The 3,999-nt window shown below is 32.1% G+C and carries 6 protein-coding genes; all 6 read left to right on the plus strand.

Translation table 11 applies throughout. The annotated features are described in order from the left end of the window. Positions 1-278 precede the first annotated feature (278 nt). On the plus strand, positions 279-650 hold the full coding sequence (locus tag LDX58_RS25430) for a hypothetical protein (protein ID WP_227940456.1): 372 nt from the start codon (positions 279-281) through the stop codon (positions 648-650). Positions 651-1,172: 522 nt separating this feature from the next. Beyond that, positions 1,173-1,505, plus strand: coding sequence for a hypothetical protein (locus LDX58_RS25435; protein WP_227940457.1), 333 nt, complete (start codon positions 1,173-1,175; stop codon positions 1,503-1,505). Between the two features lie 272 nt (positions 1,506-1,777). Next, positions 1,778-2,155 carry an outer membrane protein assembly factor BamD gene (locus LDX58_RS25440; RefSeq protein WP_227940423.1) on the plus strand — a complete coding sequence of 126 codons (378 nt, stop codon included), beginning with the start codon at positions 1,778-1,780 and terminating at the stop codon, positions 2,153-2,155. A gap of 171 nt (positions 2,156-2,326) precedes the next feature. Then, the gene (locus LDX58_RS25445; RefSeq protein WP_227940458.1) at positions 2,327-2,941 is read left to right on the plus strand and encodes a hypothetical protein; all 615 of its coding nucleotides are present in this window, start codon (positions 2,327-2,329) and stop codon (positions 2,939-2,941) included. Positions 2,942-2,994: 53 nt separating this feature from the next. Next, positions 2,995-3,300: a hypothetical protein gene (locus tag LDX58_RS25450; protein WP_227940459.1), complete on the plus strand. Its 306-nt coding sequence runs from the start codon at positions 2,995-2,997 to the stop codon at positions 3,298-3,300. A 300-nt stretch (positions 3,301-3,600) separates the two neighbouring features. After that, on the plus strand, positions 3,601-3,978 hold the full coding sequence (locus LDX58_RS25455) for an outer membrane protein assembly factor BamD (protein ID WP_227940423.1): 378 nt from the start codon (positions 3,601-3,603) through the stop codon (positions 3,976-3,978). Positions 3,979-3,999: the final 21 nt, after the last annotated feature.

Raw genomic sequence — 3,999 nt, forward strand, 5'->3', positions numbered from 1 at the left:
AAAAAGATCCAAGAAACATGTAACAGAAAATAAAATAAGCCGTATATTCGATTAAAAAAGTCGTGATATACGGCTATTTGTCATGCGTACCGGTAAGGTGCGCTTATTTTTTATAATTCGGGCTTACGTATCAATACGATAATTAGTAATTTATTGTATAATAAAACTAATCTAATAGTTCAAATACAAAGGTTGTGATTGCTTTGAAAACCCTATATTTCTTGGCTTTTAGTTTATTTGTATTATCAGGTTGCTCTTTCGGGGGGAATTTAGATAGAATGAATGAACTAAAGGTAGTTGGACAGTTAAAACCTTCTGAAGAAAATCAGTATCATATGTACGCCTATTTTGATTTCCCTGATGGAAGGATTCCTGTAGAGTCAGAAAGAGAGAAAACAGAAGATGAAAATCTTCAATATCAATACGAAGTCTATGATACGATGAACGTTGAACTTCAACTTGAAAAGCTGCATACTTTCGGTGTTAAGAAAAAAGAACATGCCCAAGAAGAAATTGAAGTTCTAAACATAGATACATTTCCAACTTTTATTCTGTTAGATAACACTGGCGTTTTGTTACAGACTTCCGATATGGATGAAGTGGACGATTATTTAAGACCAATCCCAAGTATTGAAGATAGAGACACGTAAAGACTAGATAAAAGGAACAATTCGTTCCTTTTTTGTGTTGCTTTTTAATGTTTTTTTTAACATCTTTACCGTCTTATAATTTGAATTTTACACGCACCAAACAACATAGCGTTCACCTTTTCTTTAAAAGCAATTTTCTAGTTTAATTCAAGAATACCGAACCAGTAGAGGTAGTTATCTAAGATTTTGTTGCAACTTGATTACAGCCAACGAAATGTACCACTAGTGACATAGTTCTTACCACTGAAAGACAAGGAATTTACCATTGTGTGAAGGTTGTTTACCAGTTTATTTTCCTTGGTAATTAGTAACTAAATACAATTAATTAGTATGTATTAGCAGTCTAAGGCTATAAATCGTGTATAATTAGTATTGGTATTAATTGTATATATAGTTATGATTATACAACGTGAGTAGGGAAATCATATTGCACAAACGGAGCAGGATAGTGAAACAGGAGAGATGTTTTACAGTTCCTTGCATTATCGTTGTAATAGAGAAGGTTTATATTGGGGTGAGTTAATGAAAACGTATTTATTCCGTTCTATTCTTGCTTTACTAATAGTAATTGGACTCTTATTTATATTTGTAGAGTTAAATAAGGAAGAAATATTTACAATTGTAGGAAATGAAATAGAAACATCAGTTTGGATTGAAAGCAATAAGTTATTAAATCCTAGCTATAAACGAGCAACATTAAGTTTGATGTATGTACAGATAGTAAACACATCAGGTGACGAAATAGATTTTAGTGAGTTAGAAATAGGAGATAAAATAAAAGCTGATTTTAAACCATTAGCATTTCTTTCTGACCCTCCTGGTTTAAGTGCATGGAAAGTAACTTTATTGGACTAACGGATGCTTATCTTTAACAACAAATCTTTAAGGGCTTGGATTACTCTCCGAGTCCTTTTTCGCATTGGAGCGGATAATTGAACATAGGTCGGAATTCAAGCCATTGTTACACAACTAATAAAACTGATTTTAATAAGTTTAACAATCCCTATGAGGTAGCATTACTGGAACATCGGTAATGCTTTTTTTCTGTCAAATAATAGTTGCGGGTTAATCGAAGGGGAGTTATGGTACAATTTTACATAGCAGAATATTATAAGGAGATGTTTAGAATGAGAAAGTTAATGGTTTCGGTAGTTTTAATATTAATAATTTTATCTGGCTGTTCATCGGAAGCAAGTTTAACAAATGATGAGAAAGTCACTGAGCTTGTAAATAGTTATCTAGAGGCTTTAGAGTCCAAGGATATATCAGCTATGGTAAAATACACTGATGATTTAAGGTTTCCTAATAAAGAGGAACAAAAGAAACAGTATTCAAATATTGAGGAAGAAATTACTGATACAAAAATAGTAGAGATTAAGGAAATTAGTGAAACTGAATTTGAGGCTACTGTTGAAATCTCTTCTGATGGGAACATAAATGAACTTACATTCCCAATCCAAAAACAAGATGAAGACTGGAAAATTATCGTTGGACAAGACTTTTAGTTGTTCTTGTTCAACTAAAGGTAAGCGTTCCTTTAGTAAGGGACGTTTTTTCTATGTCAACAAATAGGAAATTAGTGTTAAACTTAAAAGGTAGTAAGATAACCCTCATGTTTGTCCCTTTTTAAACATAGGATTGAATAGGTGATTTTACAGTTATTAGGGGGTGTTTTTTTGAAAAAACTAATAATCCTTATAGGTAGCATTGTTTTTTTAGGAGTTGTTGGATGTTCTAGTGGAAATGATAAATTAGATACTTCTATTTTAAAAACTATGGGTGAAAATCCCGATGGTGGAGCTTCATATGTTTTTCCATCTTACGAAATACTTTTAGATGCAGTTCCTTTTAAAGCACAATTACCTGTACATATTCCGATAGCTGGTGGAACTGCTCACTTATGGGAACCTCATGCTATAATAGCAAATTCAGATTTAACTGAGGTGTCAGTGAGTTTCTCAAAGAAATTTCTGCAAGACGGTATAGAAGAAGGAACAGGTGCTTTATATCTAAAAATTGCCAACTATAAGGATAAGTCTTGGGATAACCATGAAAACAAAAAAAAGATAAAACTTGATGAAAAAACAGATGGTTATTTTTATTATCTTGAAAGCGACAGTAACTATGTTGATTTAAGATTTTCGAAGGAAGGTATTTATTATATAGTTCTTTATAATACTGTCGAGAAGTCATTGGAAGAAAGAAAAGAAGAGTTAATAAAGATAGCAAATTCAATGGTTGAATATGATGAATGGTATGATGTCAGATTTGAAGGAGCTTTAAAGGAATAATTACCTTATTCAAGTAAAGGGTGCAAGAGTTTAAGAGTGAGGTGAAGCTTTACATGGGGTTTGATGTAGTCTTATACAATCGTGACGGTAGAAAACTCAACCTCTTTGAAATAACAGAAGGTCTCCATAATGAAATATTTAGTTCGAACCTAATGTGGCGTAGTTATTTAGAGCTTAGAAAATTAAGTGATTATTATTTAACCGATGAAACATTTTCAGGAGAGAGGCTAACTAATTTAATATCAGATCTTAATAATTATAAATCATTCATTTCGGTTCATAAACTGACCGAATATGAAGAACTAATTAAACAGATTTCAAGGTCAGATATAAATGAAGTCCATATAGCTGGAGACTAAAACTAATATAGCATCGTTGTTGCACTAAAGGGTGCTTATCTTTAACAACAAATCTTTAAGGGCTTGGATTACTCTCCGAGTCCTTTTTTGCATTGGAGCGGATAATTGAACATAGGTCGGAATTCAAGCCATTGTTACACAACTAATAAAACTGATTTTAATAAGTTTAACAATCCCTATGAGGTAGCATTACTGGAACATCGGTAATGCTTTTTTTCTGTCAAATAATAGTTGCGGGTTAATCGAAGGGGAGTTATGGTACAATTTTACATAGCAGAATATTATAAGGAGATGTTTAGAATGAGAAAGTTAATGGTTTCGGTAGTTTTAATATTAATAATTTTATCTGGCTGTTCATCGGAAGCAAGTTTAACAAATGATGAGAAAGTCACTGAGCTTGTAAATAGTTATCTAGAGGCTTTAGAGTCCAAGGATATATCAGCTATGGTAAAATACACTGATGATTTAAGGTTTCCTAATAAAGAGGAACAAAAGAAACAGTATTCAAATATTGAGGAAGAAATTACTGATACAAAAATAGTAGAGATTAAGGAAATTAGTGAAACTGAATTTGAGGCTACTGTTGAAATCTCTTCTGATGGGAACATAAATGAACTTACATTCCCAATCCAAAAACAAGATGAAGACTGGAAAATTATCGTTGGACAAGACTTTTAGTTGTTCTTGTTCAACTAAAGG

This window comes from Alkalihalobacillus deserti (assembly GCF_020734105.1).
Lineage (GTDB): Bacteria > Bacillota > Bacilli > Bacillales > Bacillaceae_D > Halalkalibacter > Halalkalibacter deserti.

Coding starts and splice junctions, on each gene's coding strand:
- LDX58_RS25435 (WP_227940457.1), top strand. CDS start 1,173: ATGAAAACGTATTTATTCCGTTCTATTCTTGCTTTACTAATAGTAATT.
- LDX58_RS25450 (WP_227940459.1), top strand. CDS start 2,995: ATGGGGTTTGATGTAGTCTTATACAATCGTGACGGTAGAAAACTCAAC.
- LDX58_RS25430 (WP_227940456.1), top strand. CDS start 279: ATGAATGAACTAAAGGTAGTTGGACAGTTAAAACCTTCTGAAGAAAAT.
- LDX58_RS25440 (WP_227940423.1), top strand. CDS start 1,778: ATGAGAAAGTTAATGGTTTCGGTAGTTTTAATATTAATAATTTTATCT.
- LDX58_RS25455 (WP_227940423.1), top strand. CDS start 3,601: ATGAGAAAGTTAATGGTTTCGGTAGTTTTAATATTAATAATTTTATCT.